Here is a 19784-nt window from a genome sequence, read left to right as displayed (position 1 = left end):
CGAGCAAGCCCGCTCCCACATTTGGGTCACGCCACCCAAGGTGATTTGCGGATGACCTCCACAAAATTCATCGGTTTGAACCCCGGCTCCTGATCCACCAGCACATCGGCATTCACGGTGCCGAAGGTGGTCAGCGGCCGATGTTTGAAGCCGTTGGCGAACGCACACAGGATGCATTCCTTGAAACCTTCGCCACGAGGGTGAGCATGCACTACTGCTTCACGCTGCACGGTGGAAAACGCCGCGTAGTCGATGCCCAGCACATCCATTTCGACGCCGGCGGTGACGAGCGCTACGTTCGGACGCAGGTGTTGCGGCACGCCCGGGGTGGTGTGCAGAGCGATCGACAACCACACTTGTTCGATATCGTCCTCCGACAAACCGTATGGCTTGAGGAATGCTTTGGCGGCGTTGGCGCTGTCGACTTCGAAGCGCTCGTTGTCCGTGCGATGACCTTCCACCAGACCCAAATCATGGAACATCGCGCCGACGTACAACAACTCCGGATCGTAGGTCAGTTGCTGACGCTCACCGCTCAAGGCGCCAAACAGAAACACTCGGCGCGAGTGGTGATACAACAGGTCGGACTCAATATCCCGGATGTATTCTGTGGTCGCTTTGGCAAGGGCACTGTCGGGGATTTTGATGCCGGCAATGGTGCTGCTCATGGTAGTTACCTGGTGAGGAACGCCGTGGCGGCGCTGATGAATCCAGTTTGTTCCCGCGTCCGGGAGCGAACAATCGACACGAGGCTGCGATCCCGGCCAATCAGCGCGCATATCGCGCCAACTCGCTTCTTGACCAGTGTTTCGCTAGGGTTAGCCAGTTGCCCCCAAAGATCTCCCTCGCACTGAAGGTCTTGGCCCTGCTGTCCCTCTCATAGCCATAGAAGGCGATTCATCCCATGAGCAAAACCGTTGCCATCGTAGTTTTTTCCGGGGTTCAGTCCCTGGATGTCACGGGGCCCATGGATGTGTTCTCCGAAGCCAACCGCTTTCTTACACCCGAAGATCACTACCAGTTAGAAGTGATTGGCGTGGAGCATGGGGTGATGCCCTGCTCGAATGGCTTGGTGCTGCAGGCCCATCGGCATTTCAGCGAAGCGTTCCAGGCCTATGACTTGCTGCTGGTCGCCGGCGGACCGCAGTTGCCGTATCAGGATTTTGGGGCGGGGTTTCATGCTTGGCTGCGCGAAGCGAGTGTTCGTGCGAACCGTTTCGGCTCGATCTGTAATGGCACGTTCATGCTTGCCCGCGCGGGATTGCTCGACGGGCGAACCGTCACCACCCACTGGAGCGATGCCGTTGCGCTCGCGGCGCTGTGCCCATCGACTCAAGTCGAGGCCGATCGGCTCTACGTGCAGGACGGTCAGCTCTACACCTCGGCGGGGGTGACGGCAGGGATCGATTTGTCGTTGTACCTGCTGGCCAAGGACCACGGCCCGGAAGTCGCGTTGAGCGTGGCTAAGCGATTGGTGGTGTTCACTCAGCGCTCGGGCGGGCAATCGCAGTTCAGCCCGTTCCTCACGCCCCATGCCGAGGCGACCTCGCCGGTGGCGATGGTCCAGCGCTACGTGTTGGCCAATCTGATTGGGGACCTGAGCATTGCCGACCTAGCCAAAGCCGCCAACATGAGCGCGCGTAACTTCTCCCGGGTGTTTGCCAGGGACGCAAAAATCACCCCGGCAGAATTCGTCGAGCGGGCGAGGGTGGACGCGGCGCGAGTGATGCTGGAAAGCGGTAGTGCGCCGCTCAAAACAGTTGCCTATCAATGCGGGTTTCGCGATGCGCAGCACATGCGCAGTGTTTTCAACCGCCGGCTTGGAGTGACGCCACAGCAGTTTCGAGTGAATTTTTCGGCGATGGTTTGAGCAATCACAGAAACTGTGGGAGCGAGCCTGCTCGCGAAGAGGCTGTGTCAGTCGATAGAGATGCTGACTGAACAACCGCATTCGCGAGCAGGCTCGCTCCCACAGGGTTTCATCTCACTTCTTCAAACTGTCATACGCCTCAAGCGCTCGCAGCGAGTAGATGTACGCTGCGCCGGCATTCAGTGAAATCGCGGTGGCCAGGGTCGCGGCCACTTCTTCGCGGGTCGCGCCTGCCTTGATCGCGGCGTCGGTATGCACGCCGATGCAACCGTCACAGCGGGTGGTTATGGCGACCGCGATGGAAATCAGCTCACGAGTCTTGGCATCGAGCACATTGTTTTCGGCTGCCGCTTCGCCTAGTGCCGTGTAGGCTTTGACCATTTTCGGGTTGCTCTTGCCCAGTGCACCGAAGGCGTTCTTGATGGTGGGCAGCAGTTCGGACCAGTTATTGAACATTGCGTTAACTCCAGCGAGGGTTGGGGTGTACTGTTGCGACATCTACAGTCTTGACCATCCGGGCGTATTGGGTTTGTTCGATCCGCTCACTTATTTATCCGATGCTCGCAAATGAACTCGATCGATAAACTCATCGCGTTGGCCAGCCTTCGCGGCAGTCTGGATTTACGTTGTCAGTTCCAGGGTGACTGGGCGCTGGACCATACGCCTGAAGCGCTCGGCGTGGCGCCGTATCACATTGTGCTGGCGGGCGAGTGCAGGGCCGAGTTGTCCGGTGGGCAGCGGGTGCGGTTGTCCGAGGGCGACATTCTGCTGCTGCCCGGCGGTGCGACGCATCTGCTGCGCAGCCAGGGAGCGCGTATCGCCGCGACGACACCTCGGGTGATCGAGGGTGGCTTGCTGCCGGTACATCGAATGGGCGGTGACACGCCAGACCTGGACATGCTCTGCGGACGCTTTCATTACAACCGTGAGTCGTTGCTGTTTTCGGCGCTGCCAGATTACCTGTTGATTTCCAGCCGTGAAGGTCAGTTGGATGGGCAGTTGGCGGCGTTGATCGGTTTGCTGCGAGGGGAAGCGGACGGCAATCGGATTGGCGCGCAGTTTTTTGTGGATGCGTTGTCGTCGGCGTTGTTCACGCTGATTCTGCGTGCCCATCTTGCGCAGCAGGCTCCGGTCAGTGGCACGCTTGCCTTGCTCGCCGACAAACGCTTGAACCACGCCTGGCAAGCGATGCTTGCCGACCCTGGGCGTGACTGGAGCATCGATAGCCTGGCCAGCGAAGCGTCCATGTCCCGGGCTACGTTCATGCGTGCTTTTGTCCGCGTGGCGGGTGTGTCGCCGTGGGTGCTGCTGACGCAGGTACGGATGGAGCTGGCCTTCAATCTGCTGAGCCAGTCACGTTTGGGCCTGAGTGATATCGCCGCCCGGGTGGGTTACCAATCCCAGGCAGCGTTCAGCAAGAAATTCAAGGAAACCTACGGCGAAGCGCCTGGGCGGTTGCGGCGGGGGATTTAGATTTTTGTTGGTCGGGCTGCCGCTATCGCGAGCAAGCTCACTCCCACAGGTGATCTCCAGTGGTCACAGATCCAATGTGGGAGCGAGCTTGCTCGCGATGAGGCCATCACCAACAACAAAAATCTACTGCGCAGCCCGCGCCGGCAACAGCTTCAAGGTACTGCGGGTATTGGCTGTCACTTCCTCGTCGTTGAAATACGCCTGCTGGTAAATCCCGTCGATGTACGCTTCGGCCTGGTCGTCATAGTGCTTGTCGAACGGCACGCCGCTTTGCCCTACCGGGTTGATGGTCAGGCTGTGGGCCGGGTCGGCGAAGTCGATGATGCGTCGGGTCGAGGGACCGTAGGTCACTGGCCACGGTGCGGGGCCGATCTTGGCCGAGAGATTGTTCGGTACTTCGTGAGTACCGGGCGCGTCGAACGGGCCGACGTTGAAGATTCGATCCAGCGGCTTTTGCATACCAAGCGGATGGCCGTGAGTCAGGGTGTGTGCCTTGCCCCACTGCCATTGTGCCGGGTCTTCGTCGAGGGTGGCTTTGAGATGGGCAATGCTGGCCTGCCATGCGGCTTTGACGATGTCGGCGCGATTTTCCTTGCTAAGGGTGTTGCGGTCGTCCCACCACGGCGAATCGGGGGACGCCGCCAGGCGCGGTAATGCGGCATCGATCACGTGGGTGGAGAGCAGTGTCTCGAAGAAGCCATCGCCGAGCTCATCGTGGAACACGGCGTCGGTCAGGTTGAACAAAAACTGGTTGAACAGCGTGGCGCTGGTGGAGTCCAGGGGGTAGTCGCCTTTCCACTGCGCCAGTTGCGCCACCAGTTTGAGTTCCGCGGAGTCTTTCACCACCTCGCGCAGCACCGGCAACAGCGGCGCGAGCAGGCGAGGGCCATAGGCGGTAGTGGTGCCCAGTTGCAGTTTCTGGCTGTTATCCAGGTCCCATTTGACGCTCGCGTCGCTCAGCTGTCTGTTCAACTGCTGGCCGCGATCCGCCAGGTTGTAATAGCCGGGGATCTCTATTCCGGTCGCAGAGACAGGCTGGAAGTTGGCCGAAACGATGTAGCCGCGTGCCGGGTTCTCTTCCTGAGGGTTGGCGCTGAAGGGATAGAAACCGTTCTTGTCTGCCTCGTTGGTGCTGCCGTCGAGGATGAAGCCCGGTTTGACCCCGGCGGGGCGTTTGGGCAGTTGTGCCGCGGCCCACCAGCCGATGTCGCCTTTGGCGTTGGCCCACACCAGATTCAAGCCTGGCGCATGCACCTTGGCCGCGGCGCTACGGGCCTTGACCAGGGTGTCAGCGCGGTTGAGCTGGTAGAAGCCTTCGAGGATCGGGTTTTGGGTTTCGAGGAACGCCCACCACATGGCAATCGGCGTCTTGCCGACGCTGGCACCAAGCACGTCATTGATGATCGGGCCGTGGGGTGACTGGCGCAGAGTCAGCGTGACCGGCGCCTGACCCTTCACTGCGATCTGCTGCTGCGTGATGACCATATCCACCCACTTGTCGTGGTACCAGACCTGATTAGGGTTATCCGGGTTGACCTTTTCGGCGATCAAATCGAGATCGTCATTCTGGAACATGGTCAGGCTCCAGCCGAAGTCGAGGTTGTGGCCGAGGAAGGCGAATGGCACTAGCGCCTGATGATGACCGTACAGCTCAAAACCCGGCATCGACAAGTGCGCTTCGTACCACACTGAAGGCACGGAAAAGCGAATGTGCGGATCGCCGGCCAGCAGTGGTTTGCCGCTCTTGGTCCGGTTGCCGGAAATCACCCATGCGTTGCTGCCTTCGAACTGCGGCAGGCCATTGTCGGCCAGCGCTTCTTCGCTCAGTCGGGCAATCGCGTTAAGGTCTTTCCAGTCAACGGCGGCGAGGGACGGTGAGGTGCGCGCCTGACTTTTGGCCAACGCGCCTTTAGGCTGCCAGTCGAGATCGAAGATTTTCAGATAATCGTTGCCCAGTCGATCGCGCACGAAAGTCAGCAGTGGATCGGTGCGAAAAGCTGCGGCAAAGCTGTAGGCCATGTAACCGGCGACGCTGACGGTGTCTTCAGCGGTGAACGGGCGCTTGTGGATACCCAGTACGTCGAACTCTATCGGTTGGGCGTGAGTGTTCTGATATTGGTTGATCCCGTCCAGGTAGGCTTGCAGGGCTTTCCAGGCTGGTGATTGGCGGTCAAGGCTGGCCGCATAAGTCTCGGCGCGCTCGCGGATGCGCAGGCTGCGGAACAGTTTGTCGGTATCGATCAGCTTGGGACCGAGCACTTCGGCGAGCTCGCCCTGAGCCAGACGGCGCATGATTTCCATCTGGAACAACCGGTCTTGAGCATGCACGTAACCGAGGGCGCGATAGAGGTCGGTTTCGTTCCCGGCGCGAATATGCGGCACGCCACGTTCGTCATAGCGCACCGTGACCGAGTCTTGCAGGCCCTCCAGCTCCACCAGTCCTTGGCGCGATGGCTGCTTGCTGTACACGTACCAGCCGCCACCGACAGCGAGTGCGACGATCAGGATGGCAAGTACGGTCAGGATGCGTTTCATTGAAACTCCTTGTTCTTTTTCTGGGTTGCTATCACTGAGGGCCGCGACCATTTAGCACAGGCTTTCTGTGCTGTGCAGCGTTGTCCTTGATAAGTCAGGAATGCCCTAGTCTAGTTAGCTTGGCTGCCCGGCCACGGACAATAACAGCCCCCCGCCAAGGTGTGGGTAGCGTCGACCGGGCGTCCTTCACTGAGCGCCTGCAGAATCGGTTCGATAAAGCTGTTGTTGGAATTACAGGTCAGGCCTTCGCTGTAGGGCCCGAAATACGCAAGTTTGCCGTTTCGATCCCAGATCGCCACAGCCGGGCTTGCCGGTATTTGTTCGGAGCCGGGCAAGACCGACAAGGTTTTCAGGCTGCTCAGGGTGCCGGGCAACTGGCCGTGGCTACCGGGCTTTTGCACCGAATAGAACTCCACCCCTTGTGGTGTGTAATGCTCGATCAGTTCGGCCAGGTGCTGCTGGTTGCCGACGTTGCACGGGCAGGCCGGGTCCCAGAAATGCACCAGGCGGATCGATCCGGGGCCGGCCAGTTCGGGAGGCAGGCTCAGAGGGTCGCCGGAAAACACCGCGGAGTGTTCGCTGAATGCGCGAAGGTAACGCCCCTGAAACCAGTCGTAAGCCGCCCACAGCGCCCCAGCGCACACAAGGACGAGCAGGCCGGCAAGCAGTGTCGTGCGGTAGGGCAGGCGCATACGAATTAATCCTCGAAGGTCGGGTAGCTTGCCATGCTTGCCGCGACAGATGAATATCGCAGACCCATAAAGTCTGTTTCGCGCCCGCGCGTTTGTCTGGAAACTCCGTATGCCTGCGACCTTTGAGCCCGATCACCTGCGTGCCAGCCTGCGCCCCTTGGCCTCCGCGCAGCCGCTGTCGGCGGAAGCACAGGCCTATCAGCGGTTCTATGGGCTGGATTTTGCGCAGCGCAGCGTGCCGGTCAAGCGCGCGTTGGGATGCTTCAAGGTCGGTGGTTATGAGGTGGTCAGCCAGGTCTGGTGGCCGCAGCAGGCAGTGGCCACGATGTTTTTGTTTCACGGCTTCTACGATCACATGGGGCTGTACCGGCATGTGATTGAGTGGGCGCTGGAGCAGAATTTCGTGGTGATTTCCTGCGACTTGCCGGGGCATGGCTTGTCCAGCGGCGAGCGCGCCAGCATCAAGGATTTCGCCGAGTATCAGGCGGTACTGCAAGGGCTGTTCAGCGAGGCGAAGTCCCTCAATCTGCCGCAGCCGTGGCACCTGTGCGGGCAAAGCACCGGTGGGGCGATTGTGATCGATCACCTGCTCAATCACGGCGCCGACAGCCCGGCGCAAGGCCAGACCATCCTGCTCTCGCCGCTGGTGCGGCCACGGTCCTGGGGTTGGTCGCAGTTCAGCTATTACCTGATCAAACCCTTCGTCAAAGGCATTGCCCGGCGTTTCAGCGAGAACACCAACGACCCTGATTTTTTGCCGTTCCTGCAGGCTGATCCGTTGCAGCCGTTACGGCTGCCGACCGCTTGGGTCGGAGCGCTGGCGCAGTGGATCAAACGCATCGAAGCCGCGCCGCGCAGTATGCGGCGGCCACTGATCGTTCAGGGGCAAGCGGATATGACCGTGGATTGGGAGCATAACCTGGAGATGTTGCGCAGTAAGTTCGACCAGCCGCAGGTACTCATGTTGCCTGAGGCGCGGCATCATCTGGCAAATGAAACGCAGGTGTTGCGCGAGCGGTATTTTGGTTTTTTGAGCAAGAATTCCTGAACGATCTATGCCTCAAATCACTGCGCCAGGCTCGACGTACTTTGCCCCACCGCCAACCCTGCGCGGATGGCTGCCAGCGCGGCCTGATAGTACGCCTTGCCTTCAGTTGACTCCGCGAAGGTGGCGAACTCTTCCAGCTCCGGGTCAGACAGATCGCGGTAAACGTAGAGCAAGGTGTTGTTCAGGTCGCTACCAATTTGATCCATCAGCCGCTGGCGCTGACCGTTCAACATCCCTTGGGCCTGACCGCCGCCGAGCAGGCCGGGAATCATCTGGCTCAGGCTGTCAGCGGCAACCCCTGCGATCGCCAGGCTGACTTCGGCACCGGCCTCGCGGGCAGGCAGTGCTTGAGCCAAATGGCCAATGATCAACTGACGGGTATCGCTGGCTGCGATTTTCGGCAAGCCCTGAGCGTTTTTTGCCAACTGGTCGCGACGGGTCGCCAGCAGTTCAGCGGAGATGATCTTGCGCCCCAGCGGTGACTGGAAAAACGCCAGTGCCGGTTTCGGGTCGGCAAGTTTCTTTCGCAACTGCGCCTCGGCCCGCTGATCCATTGCCTGTGGCGCAAAGCGCTGATTGCTGTTGTTCACCAGCGCCTGGAACACCGCTGGCGGCAGGCTGTTTTTGTAGCGTTGCTGGGCGGCGGTAAGGGCATCAGTAAAATGCGCGCGTTGTTCTGGCCAACCGGCGACCTTGTACAACTGGTCGAGGCTGTCTGCCCAAGAGGGCAAAGTGCAGAACATTAACAGTGAAAAAAGCAAACGGCGCATAAGGACTCCTGTCAGCAGGGCACTATTCTCCGTGTGAGTACCCGGCTTGTCGAGAATTCGTATCAGGATCACCACGCAACGTGCCTGCGCTCGATTGTGCTGCGTTAACGCTGATCTTCGCTCTGCGACGTTTCGTGGCGATCCCTGCTGTACGGCTCTGTCGGATTTACAGGCGTATGGATACTATGCGCGGCATGCAAATACCCTCTGATCACCCGCTGCTATTACGTATCGTCGACGACCTGGCTGCACGCGGCTGGTCGCAGCAGAATATTTTCCTGCCAGAGGCTCTGACCCTGGAGTTGGCGGCTGAGTGCCGCAAACGCGCCGCCGAGGGTGAATTGGCTCCTGCGGGAGTGGGCCGAGGTCCCGTCCAGGAAATTCGCGAGGGTATTCGAGGTGACCATATCCAGTGGCTCGAACCCGGTCAGGTCGAGTCTTGCGACAGCTACCTGGGGTTGATGGACAGCCTGCGGGTCGCTATGAATCGTGGGCTGTTCCTGGGTCTGGAAGATTTCGAAAGCCATTTCGCGCTGTACCCTCCGGGTGCGTTTTACCTCAAGCATGTCGACCGCTTTCGCGATGATGACCGGCGCATGGTGTCCGCGGTGATCTATCTCAATCAGGCCTGGTTGCCTGAGCATGGCGGACAATTGCGGATGTACCTGGACGACGGTGTTGAACATGATGTGGTGCCCACCGGTGGTTGCCTGGTGGTATTCCTCTCTGGCGAAGTGCCCCATGAAGTCCTGCCTGCCACTCGAGATCGCCTGTCGCTGACGGGTTGGTTTCGTCGTCGTGGTAATGAGCCGTTTTGATCATGCAAAAAATTCTGGTGAGTCGCTGCCTGCTGGGGCACCGCGTGCGTTACGACGGCGGGGCCTGCGGGCCGTTCAACCAGTTGGAACAGTGGATCGCTGAAGGTCGGGTAGTGCCGCTGTGCCCGGAAGTCGCTGGCGGCTTACCGACGCCCAGAGCGGCGGCGGAGATTCCGGGTGGGCAGGGTGGTGAAGTACTTGATGGTTATGCATCGGTGATCACCTCCGGGGGCGAGGACGTCAGCGCCGAGTTCCTCTCGGGCGCCCGGCAGGCACTGGAACTGGTGCAAAAACACGCCATCCGGATTGCCGTGCTCAAGGCCAATAGCCCGTCTTGCGGCAATTTGCTGACCTATGACGGGACGTTCAGCGGGGTCAAGGTCAGCGGCGAGGGCGTTACCGCTGCACTGCTGACCCGCAACGGGGTGCGGGTGTTCAGCGAACTGGAGCTGGCTGAGGCGGCGACTGCGTTGGCAGCACTCATCCAGCAGACTTCACATAACTAATGTGGGAGCGAGCCTGCTCGCGCTGAGGGCATTACATTCAACAATGATGTTGACTGTCAGGCCGCTATCGCGAGCAGGCTCGCTCCCACATTGGGTCTCCATTGGATTACGGTTTTGGCGGCAGACTCGCGTCCATGCCGAACCACTTCTCGGACAACGCCATCAACCGACCATCAGCTTTGATCCGTTGCAAGGCGCTGTCGAGGCTGGCCTGGAACGCCGGATTGCCCTTTTGAAAGGGGATGGCGAGGCTCAGGGTCCGAGCGGTCTTGGCGGCTTTCTGGGTGAGTGCATGGTCGTCGGTGAGTGCGTAGGGAATTACCAGGCGATCGCTGACGGGCGACGGTGAGCGCTGGGCATCGGGGTGGTCGCTGAGCAGATCGAGGCCATTCAGGATGCCGGAGCCCTCTGCGGGTGCCCGCGCCACCTTTTTGCGGTCAACCAGATCTGCGCTTGAATAGCTGTAAGGCTCGCTGAAGTCGAAACGATCCTTGCGCTCCGGGGTCAGTGCTATGTGGTTAATGGCGATGTCGTACTTGCCGCTCTCGACGCCTGGCAACAGGTCCGAGTCTTCAGTGACGACGAAGTCGGCCCGCACATCGAGTTCACTGGCGAGCATTTGGCCCAACTCGACCTCGAAGCCAGTGAGTTTGCCGTCATCCTTGAAGTTAAACGGTGGGGTATTGGCTTCCAGGGCAATGCGAAGCTCGCCGCGGTCATTTACATCGTCGATCAATTCGGCTTGAGCGTAAGTGCTCACAAGGGGCAGCAAAAGTAACAGGCCAGGCAAAAACCGCATGGTCACTCCTTTGAATTCTAATGTGCTGCGCGCGGGTTCTGGCGCGCTTTGCTATGGTGAAGAGTGCCTTCGACAACGAATTGCCACGAAGTTGTCGCAACCGTACAGATTTTGCAGAAAAACTGGAGAACAGAATGAAAACCTTTATGTCTTGTGCTGCTTTGGCCAGCCTGTTGCTGGGCGCTTCGATGCTGGCAAGCGCTGCGGATAGCGTCCCGCGCACTCCGGCCCCCAAAGGCGCAGAAGCGTTCATCGTCTCTCCGGAAGACGGTGCCACGGTGGGTCAAACCTTCAAGGTCAAATTCGGCGTCAAGGATATTGCCCTGGCCCCGGCCGGCGACCAGACCAAAAATACCGGCCACCATCACCTGCTGATTGATGTCGATAAACTACCGGTCGAGACCGCACCGATCCCGTTGGACGCCAACCACATGCACTTCGGCAAGGCCCAGACCGAAGCCGAGATCAAGCTGGCCCCGGGCAAGCACACCTTGCAGCTGGAAATGGGCGACAAGAACCACATGCCGTTCGATCCGCCGATTGTCTCGAAAAAAATCACCGTCACTGTGAAATAACAATTTCGCGTGCATAAAAAAGGGAGACCCGAAGGTCTCCCTTTTTCGTTGGCACTTGAAGCTTAGAACAGCACGCGGCAACGGATGGTGCCGTTGATGTGTTGTAGCTTCTCTTGCGCCAGGTCCGAGTATTCGGCGTCGACGTCGATGACGACGTAGCCGACTTTCTCGTTGGTCTGCAGGAACTGACCAGAAATGTTGATACCGTTTTCGGCGAAAACTTTGTTGATCTCGCTCATCACACCCGGGATGTTCTCGTGGATGTGCAGCAAACGGTGCTTGCCAGGGTGAGCCGGCAGGGCCACTTCCGGGAAGTTGACCGAGGACACCGACGTACCGTTGTCGCTGTACTTGACCAGCTTCTCTGCCACTTCCAGGCCAATGTTGGCTTGGGCTTCAGCGGTGGAACCGCCGATGTGCGGGGTCAGGATCACGTTGTCCAGGCCACGCAGCGGGCTTTCGAACTCTTCGTCGTTGGAGCGCGGCTCCACCGGGAATACGTCGATCGCTGCGCCGATCAGGTGCTTGTCCTTGATCGCGTCCGCCAAAGCTTGCAGCTCGACCACGGTGCCACGAGCAGCGTTGATCAGAATGCCGCCCTTTTTGATTGCGCGAATTTCTTTCTTGCCGATCATCCACTGGGTCGCAGCGGTTTCCGGAACGTGCAGGGTGACGATGTCGGACATGCCCAGCAGCTCGGTCAGGCTGGCGACCTGAGTCGCGTTGCCCAATGGCAGCTTGGTGATGGTGTCGTAGAAATACACCTGCATGCCGAGGCCTTCAGCCAGTACCGACAACTGAGTACCGATAGAGCCGTAACCGACGATGCCCAGCTTTTTGCCGCGAATTTCGAAGGAGTTGGCCGCGCTTTTGATCCAGCCGCCACGGTGGCAGGAAGCGTTTTTCTCAGGAATGCCGCGTAGCAACAGGATCGCTTCAGCCAGCACCAACTCAGCCACCGAACGGGTGTTGGAGTACGGCGCGTTGAAGACAGCGATGCCGCGTTCGCGAGCTGCGTTGAGGTCGACCTGGTTGGTGCCGATGCAGAAACAGCCAACAGCCACCAGTTTCTTCGCGTGATCGAAGATCTCTTCGGTCAGTTGAGTGCGGGAGCGAATGCCGATGAAGTGAGCATCAGCGATCTTTTCCTTCAACTGGGCTTCCGGCAGAGAACCTGTGAGGTACTCGATGCTGGTGTAGCCCGCCGCCGTGAGGACGTCGACAGCCGATTGGTGGACGCCTTCGAGAAGAAGGAACTTGATCTTGCTCTTATCGAGAGAAGTCTTGCTCATCTGCGTAAACCTGTGTCCCGGAGAAAAATGGCAGGAAAGGACAGCCAGAGCTGACCTGAGCGGCATGACAGCCGTCACCGCAGAACGCCTTTGGGCACTATCCTGCGGGGGCGGTATGCTAGCATACGCACCCCGCAAACACTCATTCCTGCGACGTGAAGCGTACTCAGGATGACCATGAATTGTTCGAGAGTTCTGTCGATGACCAATCCTGCGCTGATTGATGAGCTGAAGACCCTGGTTGAGCCTGGCAAAGTGCTGACCGATGCCGACTCCCTGAATGCTTATGGTAAGGATTGGACCAAGCATTTCGCACCGGCTCCAACCGCCATCGTGTTCCCGAAAACCACCGAGCAAGTCCAGGCCATCGTGCGTTGGGCCAACCAGCACAAGATCGCACTGGTGCCCTCCGGCGGTCGTACCGGGTTGTCCGCGGCTGCCGTGGCAGCCAATGGCGAAGTGGTCGTCTCGTTCGACTATATGAACCAGATCCTCGACGTGAACCTGACCGACCGTACCGCCGTCTGCCAGCCAGGCGTGGTCACCGAGCATTTGCAGAACGTGGCCGAAGAAAAAGGCCTGTACTACCCGGTGGACTTCGCTTCGGCAGGTTCCAGCCAGATTGGCGGCAATATCGGGACCAATGCCGGCGGGATCAAGGTAATTCGCTACGGCATGACCCGTAACTGGGTGGCCGGTATGAAAGTCGTCACCGGTAAGGGCGACCTGCTGGAGCTGAACAAGGACCTGATCAAGAACGCCACCGGTTACGACCTGCGTCAGCTGTTCATCGGCGCTGAAGGCACCCTCGGTTTCGTGGTCGAAGCCACCATGCGTCTGGACCGTGCGCCGAAAAACCTCACCGCCATGGTCCTCGGCACCGCCGATTTCGACTCGATCATGCCGGTTCTCCATGCTTTCCAAAGCAAGCTGGACCTGACCGCTTTCGAGTTCTTCTCTGATAAAGCGCTGGCTAAAGTGCTGGCTCGCGGTGACGTCCCGGCGCCATTCGAATCCGATTGCCCGTTCTACGCGCTGCTGGAATTCGAAGCGACCACTGAAGAAGTGGCCAACGATGCCCTGGAAACCTTCGAGCACTGCGTGGAGCAGGGCTGGGTGCTGGACGGCGTGATGAGCCAGAGCGAAACCCAGCTGCAGAACCTCTGGAAGCTGCGCGAATACATCTCCGAAACCATTTCCCACTGGACGCCGTACAAGAACGATATTTCGGTCACTGTGTCGAAAGTCCCGGCGTTCTTGAAGGAAATCGATGCGATCGTTGGTGAGCACTACCCGGACTTCGAAATCGTCTGGTTCGGACACATCGGCGATGGCAACCTGCACTTGAACATCCTCAAGCCAGAAAACCTGAGCAAGGACGAGTTTTTCGCCAAGTGCGCGACCGTCAACAAGTGGGTGTTCGAAACCGTCGAGAAGTACAACGGTTCGATTTCTGCCGAACATGGCGTCGGCATGACCAAGCGCGACTACCTGACCTACAGCCGCTCGCCGGTTGAGATCGAATACATGAAAGCAGTCAAAGCGGTGTTCGACCCGAACGGCATCATGAACCCGGGCAAAATCTTCGCTCTGTGACTTTCCAAGGCTGAGACTTTCTATCTTTGAAGCCGCAGTACCAGATGAATCAATGAAGCAGGAGTCGGTAATGAGCTATCAGCACCAGTATGTCGATGGTACTCGTATTCACTTTCCGGTCGGGAAAGTGGTGTGCATTGGCCGCAACTATGCCGAACACGCCAAGGAACTGGACAACCCGGTGCCCACCGAGCCGTTGCTGTTCATCAAACCGGGCAGCTGTGTCGTCGCGCTTGAAGGCGGTTTCACGATTCCGACCGAGCGTGGCTCGGTGCATTACGAGGCTGAAATTGCTGTGTTGATCGGCAAGCCGCTGTCGACCAAGCCGAGCCGCGAAGAAGTGCTCGACGCGATCTCCGGTTTTGCCCCGGCGCTGGACCTGACCCTGCGCGACAAGCAGGCAGAGCTGAAAGCCAAAGGCCTGCCCTGGGAAATCGCCAAGTCGTTCGATGGCGCCGCTGTACTGGCGCCATTCGTGGTCAGCAGCAGCTTTGCCGATCTGACCGACATCGGCATCCGCCTGACCATCAATGGCGAAGTCCGTCAGGATGGCAATAGCCGCGACATGCTCAACCCGATCGTGCCGATGATTCAGTACATGGCCGGTTGCTTCTCACTGCAGGCCGGTGACGTGATCCTGACGGGCACCCCGGTTGGCGTCGGCCCGCTGAATGTCGGTGATGAACTGGTGCTGGAATTGCCTGGCGTGAGCAGCTTCAACAGTAGCGTTCGCTGAGGTCTGAGCTTCGGCGCCAAAAAGATCGCAGCCGCGGCAGCACCTACATGGATCTCGTACATCCGTAGGCGCTGGCGAAGCCTGCGATCTTTTGATCTTGTTTTGCACCATGCGGCCAATACTTCTGCCTGTGGTCATTAAGTTTGAATTCATGCAATCGTGGTATTTCACCCGCCCGTTCTGTTTTTGAGCTTGCCTAATGCGCCGACTTGCACGCCCCCCACTTTTCTTCCTGCTTGTGAGTCTTGGCGCTCTGGTGCTGTTGGTGCTTGCCGGGCAGCACTTTCGACTTTTCGAGCGTGCCTGGTTCAACGTGCAGGCGTGGTGGCAGCCTGCGGATGCTCGGTCCATTGATCTTGCGGATTACCGGGTATCGCTTGAGGCCAAGGTCATCGAAGGTCTGGATGACGACGTCTCGGCGCTGACCTATGACCCGGTGCGCAAAAGCCTGCTCACGGTCACCAACAAACATTCCGAGTTGATTGAGCTGTCGCTCGATGGTCGGATCCTGCGACGTGTGGCATTGACCGGGTTCGGCGATCCGGAAGCTGTCGAGTTCATTAGCGCCAACACGTATGTGGTTGCCGATGAGCGCGGGCAGCGTCTGATCAAAGTTCATCTGGAAGACGACACGTTGTTCCTCGATGCGGCAGATGCCGAGCAGATGACCCTTGGCGTGCACATGGGCAGCAACAAAGGCTTTGAGGGGTTGGCATACGATTCGGTGGGCAAGCGGCTGTTCGTCGCCAAGGAGCGCGACCCGATGCTGATCTATGAGGTTCAGGGTTTTCCTCATTACAACCCCGAAAAGTCTTACGCGGTGCACGTGGTGAACAACCCCAAGCGTGACGCCGGGCTGTTTGTGCGAGATTTGTCCAGCTTGCAATACGACAAGCGCAGCGGGCATTTGCTGGCGCTGTCAGATGAGGCGCGGCTGGTGTTGGAGCTGGATGTCGACGGACGGCCGCTCAGCACGATGTCGTTGTACAAGGGACGTCAGGGGTTGCGTGAGACGGTACCGCAAGCAGAGGGGATCGCCATGGACGACGACGGCACGATGTATCTGGTCAGTGAGCCCAACCTGTTTTACGTCTTCAAGAAGCCGCCACAACCCTGATAAACACTGCAAAGCCAATGTAGGAGCCGAGCTTGCTCGCGATAGCGGCCTGCCATTCGACATCTCTGTCGCCTGTGACGGCCTCATCGCGAGCAAGCTCGGCTCCTACAGGGGCTGGGGTTATTTGGCGCGCAGGGTTTTCACGCCTTCGCTAGTACCCAGCAGCAACAGGTCGGCCGGCCGTGCCGCGAACAGGCCGTTGGTGACCACGCCGACGATAGCGTTGATCTGGCGCTCCAGTTCAACCGGGTTGGTGATCTGCATGTTGAACACGTCGAGAATGATGTTGCCGTTGTCGGTCAACACGCCTTCGCGGTAAACCGGGTCACCGCCGAGCTTCACCAGCTCGCGGGCCACATGGCTGCGGGCCATCGGAATCACTTCAACCGGCAGCGGGAAGGCGCCCAGCACCGGCACCAGCTTGCTGGCGTCAGCGATGCAGATGAAGGTCTTGGCCACGGCCGCGACGATCTTTTCGCGGGTCAGGGCTGCGCCGCCGCCTTTGATCAGGTTCAGGTGTTCGTCGCTTTCATCGGCGCCGTCGACGTAGAACTCCAGGTCGCTGACGGTATTGAGTTCATACACCGGAATGCCGTGGCCTTTGAGGCGTGCAGCAGTGGCTTCGGAGCTGGCGACCGCGCCGTCGAATGCGCCCTTGTGCAGGGCCAGGGCGTCGATGAAGCAGTTGGCGGTGGAGCCGGTGCCGACCCCGACGACGCTCTTGTCGTCGAGTTTCGGAAGGATGAAGTCGACGGCGGCCTGGGCCACTGCCTGTTTGAGTTGATCCTGGGTCATGCGGGCTCCGAAAGCGGGCAGAGGGGAGACAGAAGGTCGGTATTATAGGCTTCGGGCCGGGGAAGGTCATTGCCCGTTTGGCACGCGGGCACGGCAGACAATCAAAAGATCGCGGGCTGCGCCAGCTCCTGCACTGACCAAGTACAACCGCAAAATCCTCTATAGGAGCTGCCGAAGGTTCGGGCCGCGTTCGGACGATCTTTTCGGGGGCACCGTCGTTTACTCGACCGGCACCGACGCCAACCGCCTCGCCGCTGGTGGTCGGGCCAAACGCTGAGTTAGACTCCTTGACCCTGCCCAACTCGCTCAGTGATGCTTTCCGATGCTCGAACAGTACGTCAAGAAGATCCTCACCTCGCGCGTTTATGACGTTGCCGTAGAAACCCCATTGCAGACTGCCCGCCAGCTCTCCGAGCGGCTGGGCAATCAGATCTGGCTCAAGCGTGAAGACTTGCAGCCGGTGTTCTCGTTCAAGATTCGCGGCGCTTACAACAAGCTCACCCAGTTGACCGATGAAGAGCGAGCGTGTGGCGTGGTCACCGCATCGGCCGGCAACCATGCACAGGGTCTGGCGTTGGCGGCCAAGGTGCTGGGGGTCAAGGCGATCATTGTGATGCCCAAAACCACCCCGGAGATTAAGGTCGAAGGTGTGCGTTCCCGTGGCGGCAAAGTGGTGCTGCACGGCGATTCTTTCCCGGAAGCACTGGCTTACTCGCTGAAACTGGTCGACGAAAAAGGTTACGTCTACATCCACCCCTACGATGATCCGCACACCATTGCCGGGCAGGGCACCGTGGCGATGGAGATTCTGCGTCAGCATCCGGGGCGCCTGGACGCCATTTTTGTCCCGGTGGGCGGCGGCGGTCTGATCGCCGGGATTGCGGCTTATGTGAAGTACCTGCGACCGGAAATCAAAATCATCGGCGTCGAGCCGGACGATTCCAATTGCTTGCAAGCGGCCATGGCGGCTGGTGAGCGCGTGGTGTTGCCGACTGTTGGCATCTTCGCCGACGGCGTTGCGGTGGCGCAGATCGGCAAGCACACTTTTGATATCTGCAAAGACTATGTCGATGAAGTAATCACCGTCAGCACCGACGAGATCTGTGCGGCCATCAAGGATATCTACGACGATACCCGCTCGATCACTGAGCCTGCCGGTGCTTTGGGCGTGGCCGGGATCAAGAAGTACGTCGAGCTGTACGGCGTGACCGGGCAGACCCTGGTGGCCATCGACTCCGGTGCCAACGTCAACTTCGACCGGCTGCGCCATGTCGCTGAGCGCGCCGAGTTGGGTGAAGGCCGCGAAGCGATCATCGCCGTGACCATCCCGGAGAAGCCGGGCAGCTTCAAGGCATTCTGCGAAGCCATCGGCAAACGCCAGATCACTGAATTCAACTATCGCTACAACACCGGCAGCGAAGCGCACATTTTCGTCGGCGTGCAGACGCACCCGGAAAATGATCCGCGCCGTGCGTTGATCAGCAGCCTTACGGAGCAGGGTTTCCCGGTACTCGACTTGACCGACAACGAACTGGCCAAGTTGCACATTCGCCATATGGTGGGTGGCCACGCGGCGCGGGTCAGCGATGAAGTGGTGTTTCGTTTCGAGTTCCCGGAGCGGCCGGGTGCGTTGTTCAACTTCCTCAATAAGCTTGGCGGGCGCTGGAATATCTCGATGTTCCACTACCGTAACCACGGTGCTGCCGATGGGCGAGTGGTTGCAGGCCTGCAAGTGCCTCACGAGGAACGTCATCTGGTGCCCGCGGCGCTGGAAGAAATCGGCTACCCGTACTGGGATGAAAGCGACAATCCGGCCTATCAGCTGTTTCTCGGCTGAGCGGCTACGCTGATGGGCAGGCTATAAGGAAATCGAACAATGGAAACGTTAACCACCCTGAAAATCGCCCATGTCGTGGCGACGGTGCTGCTGCTGATTAGTGCGCTGGGGCTGGCGATCTGGGTCTGGCGCACGCGCCGAAAGGGTGATGCGACTGCTCACACCCGTACCTTGCAACGGCCGCGAGTGTTCATCTGGCTGGTCATGGGGTTGGCGTTGCTGAGCATGCCGTTCACCGGCTGGTGGATGGTGCATCTGGTGGGCTGGCCGCTGGGACAGACCTGGCTGCTGGCGTCCAGCGTGCTCTACACCGTGGCGGCCCTTGGCTGGTTCTGGCTGCTGGTGCGGCTCAATCGGCTGCGCAAGGTGCCGACGGGGAGCAATGGGAAGTTTACGTTTGCTTTGGCGTTGTTCAGCTTTGTGTGTTTTATCGCCATTGCCGGGTTGATGGGCGCCAAGCCGGTTTAAGGCTTGGAACCGGGTTGCCTTCATCGCGTGCAAGCTCGCTCCTACAGGTTTTGCATTGTCCTTGTAGGAGCGAGCTTGCTCGCGATAGCGTCATCAGTCGCGCAACGACATCACCGGCCAACCGCGCTTCTCGGCCTCTGCCCGCAGATTCGGATCAGGATCGACAGCAATCGGATGGGTCACCAGCTCCAACAACGGAAAATCATTCATCGAGTCGCTGTAGAAGTAGCTGTCTTGCAGGCTAAACCCGGTTTCTTCTAACCAACGATTCAAACGCGTCACCTTACCCTCGCGGAAACACGGGATGTCGGTGCTGCGCCCGCTGTAGCGGCCATCGATCATCTCGCACTCGGTAGCGATCAGGGTGTCGACGCCCAGGCGCGTGGCAATCGGCGCGGTGACGAAGCGGTTGGTGGCGGTGATGATCACCAGTTTGTCGCCGGCGGCCCGGTGTTTGGCCAGTAGCTCGATGCCCTTGGGCAGCACGATCGGTTCGATGCAATCGCGCATGTAGTCGCGATGCCATTCGTCCAGCTGGGCCATCTCGGTGCGGCCGAGGATTTCCAGGCAGAAGTTCAGGTACTCGGCGTTGTCCAGCCGGCCGGCCAGGTAGTCCTGGTAGAACTCATCGTTACGCGCCTTGTAGGCGACGGCGTCGAGGATACCCCGTTCGCACAGGTAATCGCCCCAGGCGTGGTCACTGTCACCGCCCAAAAGCGTGTTGTCCAAGTCGAATAAAGCCAGGCGCATTGCAGTTACTCGCTGAAAAGTCTGTAAAAAGGCGTCCAGAATACGGTCTTTTCATAAGAGTGCACATAAGGCAGGAAGCTTCGTTGCTGCTTTCACAACCTTTGTGG

General features: G+C 59.3%; 20 protein-coding genes. 11 read left to right on the top strand and 9 right to left on the bottom strand.

The features are described 5' to 3' along the window. Window positions 1–26: 26 nt before the first annotated feature. On the bottom strand, window positions 27–668 hold the full coding sequence (locus ACZYSM_RS04475; protein WP_489069257.1) for an HD domain-containing protein: 642 nt from the start codon (window positions 666–668) through the stop codon (window positions 27–29). Window positions 669–904: 236 nt separating this feature from the next. On the opposite strand from ACZYSM_RS04475, the gene ACZYSM_RS04470 reads away from it, so the two are divergent. Beyond that, window positions 905–1870, top strand: coding sequence for a GlxA family transcriptional regulator (locus ACZYSM_RS04470; RefSeq protein ID WP_489069255.1), 966 nt, complete (start codon window positions 905–907; stop codon window positions 1868–1870). A gap of 114 nt (window positions 1871–1984) precedes the next feature. On the opposite strand, the gene ACZYSM_RS04465 is transcribed toward ACZYSM_RS04470, so the two are convergent. Further along, window positions 1985–2326 (bottom strand): carboxymuconolactone decarboxylase family protein, encoded by a 342-nt coding sequence (locus ACZYSM_RS04465; protein ID WP_489069253.1) that lies wholly within the window; start codon window positions 2324–2326, stop codon window positions 1985–1987. Between the two features lie 111 nt (window positions 2327–2437). Here ACZYSM_RS04465 and ACZYSM_RS04460 point away from each other — a divergent pair, with 111 nt between their 5' ends. Continuing rightward, window positions 2438–3343 carry an AraC family transcriptional regulator gene (locus ACZYSM_RS04460; RefSeq protein ID WP_489069251.1) on the top strand — a complete coding sequence of 302 codons (906 nt, stop codon included), beginning with the start codon at window positions 2438–2440 and terminating at the stop codon, window positions 3341–3343. Window positions 3344–3466: 123 nt separating this feature from the next. Here the strand turns inward: ACZYSM_RS04460 and ACZYSM_RS04455 are convergent, their stop codons facing one another. Next, window positions 3467–5878, bottom strand: a complete 2412-nt coding sequence (locus ACZYSM_RS04455) for a penicillin acylase family protein (RefSeq protein WP_489069249.1) — start codon at window positions 5876–5878, stop codon at window positions 3467–3469. 110 nt (window positions 5879–5988) lie between these two features. Further along, window positions 5989–6570, bottom strand: a complete 582-nt coding sequence (locus tag ACZYSM_RS04450) for a DUF6436 domain-containing protein (RefSeq protein WP_489069247.1) — start codon at window positions 6568–6570, stop codon at window positions 5989–5991. A 109-nt stretch (window positions 6571–6679) separates the two neighbouring features. Between ACZYSM_RS04450 and bipL the strand changes: the two genes are divergently transcribed. Further along, a complete protein-coding gene (bipL, locus tag ACZYSM_RS04445) occupies window positions 6680–7618 on the top strand; it encodes a phospholipase BipL (RefSeq protein WP_489069245.1) in 939 nt (312 codons plus the stop codon). A gap of 17 nt (window positions 7619–7635) precedes the next feature. On the opposite strand, the gene ACZYSM_RS04440 is transcribed toward bipL, so the two are convergent. Then, entirely contained in the window at window positions 7636–8388 is a 753-nt protein-coding gene (locus ACZYSM_RS04440; RefSeq protein ID WP_489069243.1) for a DUF2059 domain-containing protein, read from the bottom strand. Window positions 8389–8573: 185 nt separating this feature from the next. Here ACZYSM_RS04440 and ACZYSM_RS04435 point away from each other — a divergent pair, with 185 nt between their 5' ends. Both ACZYSM_RS04435 and ACZYSM_RS04430 read left to right on the top strand, forming a co-directional pair. Then, entirely contained in the window at window positions 8574–9206 is a 633-nt protein-coding gene (locus ACZYSM_RS04435; RefSeq protein WP_489069540.1) for a 2OG-Fe(II) oxygenase, read from the top strand. Window positions 9207–9208: 2 nt separating this feature from the next. Then, window positions 9209–9712, top strand: a complete 504-nt coding sequence (locus ACZYSM_RS04430; protein WP_489069241.1) for a 2-thiouracil desulfurase family protein — start codon at window positions 9209–9211, stop codon at window positions 9710–9712. Between the two features lie 106 nt (window positions 9713–9818). Here the strand turns inward: ACZYSM_RS04430 and ACZYSM_RS04425 are convergent, their stop codons facing one another. Further along, window positions 9819–10511: a transporter substrate-binding domain-containing protein gene (locus ACZYSM_RS04425; RefSeq protein ID WP_489069239.1), complete on the bottom strand. Its 693-nt coding sequence runs from the start codon at window positions 10509–10511 to the stop codon at window positions 9819–9821. Between the two features lie 134 nt (window positions 10512–10645). On the opposite strand from ACZYSM_RS04425, the gene ACZYSM_RS04420 reads away from it, so the two are divergent. Then, window positions 10646–11086 carry a DUF4399 domain-containing protein gene (locus ACZYSM_RS04420; RefSeq protein WP_489069237.1) on the top strand — a complete coding sequence of 147 codons (441 nt, stop codon included), beginning with the start codon at window positions 10646–10648 and terminating at the stop codon, window positions 11084–11086. A 62-nt stretch (window positions 11087–11148) separates the two neighbouring features. On the opposite strand, the gene serA is transcribed toward ACZYSM_RS04420, so the two are convergent. After that, window positions 11149–12378, bottom strand: a complete 1230-nt coding sequence (serA, locus tag ACZYSM_RS04415; RefSeq protein ID WP_489069235.1) for a phosphoglycerate dehydrogenase — start codon at window positions 12376–12378, stop codon at window positions 11149–11151. Between the two features lie 201 nt (window positions 12379–12579). Between serA and ACZYSM_RS04410 the strand changes: the two genes are divergently transcribed. The 3 genes from ACZYSM_RS04410 to ACZYSM_RS04400 all read left to right on the top strand — a co-directional run bounded on the left by ACZYSM_RS04410 (window position 12580) and on the right by ACZYSM_RS04400 (window position 15827). Further along, window positions 12580–13974, top strand: coding sequence for an FAD-binding oxidoreductase (locus ACZYSM_RS04410; RefSeq protein WP_489069538.1), 1395 nt, complete (start codon window positions 12580–12582; stop codon window positions 13972–13974). 70 nt (window positions 13975–14044) lie between these two features. Beyond that, window positions 14045–14710 carry a fumarylacetoacetate hydrolase family protein gene (locus ACZYSM_RS04405; protein ID WP_489069233.1) on the top strand — a complete coding sequence of 222 codons (666 nt, stop codon included), beginning with the start codon at window positions 14045–14047 and terminating at the stop codon, window positions 14708–14710. A gap of 199 nt (window positions 14711–14909) precedes the next feature. Beyond that, entirely contained in the window at window positions 14910–15827 is a 918-nt protein-coding gene (locus tag ACZYSM_RS04400) for an SdiA-regulated domain-containing protein (protein ID WP_489069231.1), read from the top strand. A 120-nt stretch (window positions 15828–15947) separates the two neighbouring features. Here the strand turns inward: ACZYSM_RS04400 and rpiA are convergent, their stop codons facing one another. Further along, window positions 15948–16622, bottom strand: a complete 675-nt coding sequence (gene rpiA / locus ACZYSM_RS04395) for a ribose-5-phosphate isomerase RpiA (RefSeq protein ID WP_489069229.1) — start codon at window positions 16620–16622, stop codon at window positions 15948–15950. Window positions 16623–16944: 322 nt separating this feature from the next. On the opposite strand from rpiA, the gene ilvA reads away from it, so the two are divergent. Both ilvA and ACZYSM_RS04385 read left to right on the top strand, forming a co-directional pair. Next, window positions 16945–18459: a threonine ammonia-lyase, biosynthetic gene (gene ilvA, locus ACZYSM_RS04390; RefSeq protein WP_489069227.1), complete on the top strand. Its 1515-nt coding sequence runs from the start codon at window positions 16945–16947 to the stop codon at window positions 18457–18459. A gap of 39 nt (window positions 18460–18498) precedes the next feature. Further along, complete coding sequence (locus ACZYSM_RS04385; protein ID WP_489069225.1) at window positions 18499–18927, top strand: DUF2269 domain-containing protein; 429 nt, start codon at window positions 18499–18501, stop codon at window positions 18925–18927. A 93-nt stretch (window positions 18928–19020) separates the two neighbouring features. On the opposite strand, the gene ACZYSM_RS04380 is transcribed toward ACZYSM_RS04385, so the two are convergent. Then, window positions 19021–19677, bottom strand: coding sequence for a histidinol-phosphatase (locus tag ACZYSM_RS04380; protein ID WP_489069223.1), 657 nt, complete (start codon window positions 19675–19677; stop codon window positions 19021–19023). Window positions 19678–19784: the final 107 nt, after the last annotated feature.

The sequence above is a fragment of the Pseudomonas sp. F220 genome (assembly GCF_057813935.1).
Note: the sequence above shows the minus strand (reverse complement) of the source record. Positions and strands in the feature narration are given on the sequence as shown.

What these genes read in the sequence shown, in the direction of transcription:
- ACZYSM_RS04475 (WP_489069257.1), bottom strand. Translation starts at nt 668, where the DNA reads ATGAGCAGCACCATTGCCGGCATCAAAATCCCCGACAGTGCCCTTGCC.
- ACZYSM_RS04470 (WP_489069255.1), top strand. Translation starts at nt 905, where the DNA reads ATGAGCAAAACCGTTGCCATCGTAGTTTTTTCCGGGGTTCAGTCCCTG.
- ACZYSM_RS04465 (WP_489069253.1), bottom strand. Translation starts at nt 2,326, where the DNA reads ATGTTCAATAACTGGTCCGAACTGCTGCCCACCATCAAGAACGCCTTC.
- ACZYSM_RS04460 (WP_489069251.1), top strand. Translation starts at nt 2,438, where the DNA reads ATGAACTCGATCGATAAACTCATCGCGTTGGCCAGCCTTCGCGGCAGT.
- ACZYSM_RS04455 (WP_489069249.1), bottom strand. Translation starts at nt 5,878, where the DNA reads ATGAAACGCATCCTGACCGTACTTGCCATCCTGATCGTCGCACTCGCT.
- ACZYSM_RS04450 (WP_489069247.1), bottom strand. Translation starts at nt 6,570, where the DNA reads ATGCGCCTGCCCTACCGCACGACACTGCTTGCCGGCCTGCTCGTCCTT.
- bipL (WP_489069245.1), top strand. Translation starts at nt 6,680, where the DNA reads ATGCCTGCGACCTTTGAGCCCGATCACCTGCGTGCCAGCCTGCGCCCC.
- ACZYSM_RS04440 (WP_489069243.1), bottom strand. Translation starts at nt 8,388, where the DNA reads ATGCGCCGTTTGCTTTTTTCACTGTTAATGTTCTGCACTTTGCCCTCT.
- ACZYSM_RS04435 (WP_489069540.1), top strand. Translation starts at nt 8,574, where the DNA reads ATGCGCGGCATGCAAATACCCTCTGATCACCCGCTGCTATTACGTATC.
- ACZYSM_RS04430 (WP_489069241.1), top strand. Translation starts at nt 9,209, where the DNA reads ATGCAAAAAATTCTGGTGAGTCGCTGCCTGCTGGGGCACCGCGTGCGT.
- ACZYSM_RS04425 (WP_489069239.1), bottom strand. Translation starts at nt 10,511, where the DNA reads ATGCGGTTTTTGCCTGGCCTGTTACTTTTGCTGCCCCTTGTGAGCACT.
- ACZYSM_RS04420 (WP_489069237.1), top strand. Translation starts at nt 10,646, where the DNA reads ATGAAAACCTTTATGTCTTGTGCTGCTTTGGCCAGCCTGTTGCTGGGC.
- serA (WP_489069235.1), bottom strand. Translation starts at nt 12,378, where the DNA reads ATGAGCAAGACTTCTCTCGATAAGAGCAAGATCAAGTTCCTTCTTCTC.
- ACZYSM_RS04410 (WP_489069538.1), top strand. Translation starts at nt 12,580, where the DNA reads ATGACCAATCCTGCGCTGATTGATGAGCTGAAGACCCTGGTTGAGCCT.
- ACZYSM_RS04405 (WP_489069233.1), top strand. Translation starts at nt 14,045, where the DNA reads ATGAGCTATCAGCACCAGTATGTCGATGGTACTCGTATTCACTTTCCG.
- ACZYSM_RS04400 (WP_489069231.1), top strand. Translation starts at nt 14,910, where the DNA reads ATGCGCCGACTTGCACGCCCCCCACTTTTCTTCCTGCTTGTGAGTCTT.
- rpiA (WP_489069229.1), bottom strand. Translation starts at nt 16,622, where the DNA reads ATGACCCAGGATCAACTCAAACAGGCAGTGGCCCAGGCCGCCGTCGAC.
- ilvA (WP_489069227.1), top strand. Translation starts at nt 16,945, where the DNA reads ATGCTCGAACAGTACGTCAAGAAGATCCTCACCTCGCGCGTTTATGAC.
- ACZYSM_RS04385 (WP_489069225.1), top strand. Translation starts at nt 18,499, where the DNA reads ATGGAAACGTTAACCACCCTGAAAATCGCCCATGTCGTGGCGACGGTG.
- ACZYSM_RS04380 (WP_489069223.1), bottom strand. Translation starts at nt 19,677, where the DNA reads ATGCGCCTGGCTTTATTCGACTTGGACAACACGCTTTTGGGCGGTGAC.